General features: G+C 72.9%; 3 protein-coding genes. All 3 read right to left on the bottom strand.

Annotated elements, in window-relative coordinates:
• Positions 1-150 precede the first annotated feature (150 nt).
• Complete coding sequence (locus tag KN815_RS32765; protein ID WP_216345486.1) at positions 151-504, bottom strand: rhodanese-like domain-containing protein; 354 nt, start codon at positions 502-504, stop codon at positions 151-153.
• A 43-nt stretch (positions 505-547) separates the two neighbouring features.
• Positions 548-1,528, bottom strand: a complete 981-nt coding sequence (locus KN815_RS32760; RefSeq protein WP_216345488.1) for a hypothetical protein — start codon at positions 1,526-1,528, stop codon at positions 548-550.
• Between the two features lie 97 nt (positions 1,529-1,625).
• A partial coding sequence (locus KN815_RS32755; protein WP_308403689.1) for a DUF2252 domain-containing protein occupies positions 1,626-3,054 on the bottom strand: 1,429 nt, incomplete at its 5' end.

Genomic DNA, 3,054 nt, shown 5'->3' with positions numbered 1-3,054 from the left:
TGCGGATGCAAGGCGGAGGAGGGAGTCGACGCGGGAGCGGATGGAGTCTCCCCTGCTCGAGCGAAGCCGAGAGCTTGGGGAAGAGTGACGACAACGCCGCAGACGCGCGTGCCAGACCCCGCGAGCCCGGCCTGATCCAAACGACAGGCCCTAGAGCACAAAGGCCCCTTCGGCCTTGCCGTCGGGGCCGCTCACCATCGCCCGCCCCGCCGCGTCCCAGGCGAGCATCCCGCCGTCCACATTCACCGCGTCCAGACCCTGCGCGACCAGATACTGCGTCACCTGCGCGGAGCGGCCGCCGACCCGGCACATCACATGCACCCGCCGCCCCTCGCCGACCGCCGCGGTCAGCTCATCGAAGCGCGCCACGACCTGTCCCATCGGAATGTGCAGCGCGCCCTCGACATGCCCGGCCGTCCACTCGTCGTCCTCCCGGACATCCAGCAGAAGGCCATCGGCCGGTACCGCCGCCGCCTCCATCTGGGGAAGCTGGGCAAAATGCATCAGACACACCTCTCACCTGACATCGGAAGCTGCGGCAAACCTACTACCGCACCAGCTCCGCGAGCCGGGTCTCCTTCTCCGCGGCCTGGGCCAGCAGTTGCTCGGCGATCTCGTCCAGCAGCCGGTCGGGGTCCTCCGGCGCCATCTTGATCATCGCGCCGATCGCGCTCGACTCAAGCTCCGCGGCTACCGCGGCCAGCATCTCCTTGCGCTCGGCCAGCCACTCCAGCCGGGCGTACAGCTCCTCGCTGCGGCTCGCCCGCCGCTCCGGCGGCGGCGGACCGGCCTCCCACTCCTCGGCCAGTGCTCGCAGCGCCTCCTCGTCCCCGGCCGCGTACGCCGCGTTGACCCGCACGATGAAGGCACCGCGCCGCTCCCGCTCGGCCTCCTCCTCGGCCAGATCCGGATGGGCCTTACGGGCCAGCTCCCGGTAGATCCGGCGAGCCTCCTCGCTCGGCCGCACCCGCGGCGGCGGCTGTACGGGCCGCTCGGTGAGCATCGCGGCCGCCTCCGGCGAGAGCCCATCGGAGTCGATCCAGCCGTGGAACAGCTCCTCCACACCCGGCATCGGCTGCACCAGCCCCCGCGCCTCATGGGCCTTGCGGATGTCCTCCGGATCGCCGGTGCGCGCCGCGACCGCCTCGGCGATCAGCGCGTCCAGCTCGTCGAGGCGCGAGTACATCGGCCCGAGCCGCTGGTGGTGCAGCCGGGAGAAGTTCTCCACCTCCACCCGGAAGGTCTCCACCGCGATCTCGAACTCGATCAGCGCCTGCTCGGCCGCGCGCACCGCCCGTTCCAGACGCTCGGCGGCCTGAGCCTCCTCCTGGGCCCGGGCGTCCCCGGCGTCCGCGGCATCTTCGGAACCGGCGTCCCCGGACGATCCCGCGTCCCCGGGCCCGGCATCTGCGGACCGGGATTCCTCGGGCCAGGGCCCCTGGGACCGCGTCTCCCCGGGCCATGTCTCCCCGGATCGCGTCGCCCCGGACCGGTCGTGCGACTCCGCCTGGGGCTCCGCGTCCGACACCGACTGCCGTGCCTGCTGCTGCGCTTCCGGATTCGTCACCCGCTCAGACTACGTCCGGCGGTGATCGGCGACCGAGTTCGCACCCCCGACCCGCGCCTCATACCCCCATCTCGGCCGCTATCCGGCCATTGCGCACCGCCACGAGCAGCGCGGAGTGATCCGCTTCCGTGCGATCCGCGTACGCCACCGCGAAGGCGGCCACCGCCTCGTCCAGCTCCTCGCCCTTGCCGCAGTAACCGGCCAGCAGCCGAGGGTCCGCGCTGTGGGCATGGGCCCGCGCCAGCAGCGCGCCGGTCATCCGCCCGTAGTCGTCCATCTGGTCAGCGGCCAGCGCCGCCGGGTCCACGCTTCCCTTGCGGTTGCGGAACTGCCGCACCTGGTAATGCCGCCCGCGCACCGTCGTCCACCCCAGCAGGATGTCGCTGACCACCTGCATGCGCTTCTGGCCGAGCACCACCCGCCGCCCCTCATGTGTGACGTCCGGCACCTCGAAACCGGCCTTCGCCACATACGGCAGCAGTGCGGAGGGGCGTGCCTCCTTCACCTGGAGCACCATCGGCTCGCCCCGGTGGTCGAGCAGCAGCACCACATAGGAGCGGGTGCCCACACTGCCCGTGCCGACCACCCGGAACGCCACATCGTGCACCTCGTACCGCGAGAGCAGTGGCAGCCGGTCCTCCGGCAGCGTGCCCAGATACTCGGCGAGCGAGGAGGCCACCGCCGCCGCCTCCTCGTCCGGCACCCTCCGCAGCACCGGCGGCGCGTCCACGAAGCGCCGGGCCTCCGGCCGGCCGGAGGAGCCCTCCTCGCCCGGCACGGGCTCGGTGGACCGGGCCGCGTACCGCGCGCTGGTGTTCCGCCGGGCCTTCTCGGAGATCCGCTCCAACGTGCCGACCAGGTCCTTGGCGTCCGTGTGGGAGACCAGCTCCTCGTCCGCGATCGCGTTCCACGCGTCCGCCGCCGGGAGCTTGGCCAGCAGCCGCACCGTGCGCCGGTAGGCGCCCACGGCGTCCCGCGCCGCCGCCCGGCAGGTGTCCTCGTCGGCACCCGCCTCCCGGCCGGCCAGCACCAGCGAGACCGCGAGCCGCTTCACATCCCACTCCCATGGGCCGTGGACGGTCTCGTCGAAGTCATTGAGATCGATGATCAGGCCACCGCGCGCATCTCCGTAGATCCCGAAGTTGGCGGCGTGGGCATCGCCACAGAGCTGTGCCCCGATACCGGTCACCGGCGTGCTCGTGAGGTCATGCGCCATCAGCCCGGCGGCTCCGCGCAGAAAGGAGAAGGGGCCCGCGGCCATCCGCCCCACCCGGATCGGGGTGAGCTCCGGCAGCCGCCCGGCGTTCGACCGCTCGACCGCCGCCACCGGATCCGGCCGTCCGTCGGCCCTCGGCGGCTCGGCGTGCACCGAGCGCGGCACGCGCTTGCGCAGCGCCTTGCCCCGCTGCCGGGGAGACGGTCCGTCACCACGCCAGACGGCGAAGCCGGGAACCGGCGGCAGCCGCCGGGCCGCCCCGCCCGCGGTG

Origin of the sequence: Streptomyces niphimycinicus, from assembly GCF_018883605.1 — a bacterium.
GTDB lineage: Bacteria > Actinomycetota > Actinomycetes > Streptomycetales > Streptomycetaceae > Streptomyces > Streptomyces niphimycinicus.
This window is presented reverse-complemented; position numbering and strand designations above follow the sequence as displayed.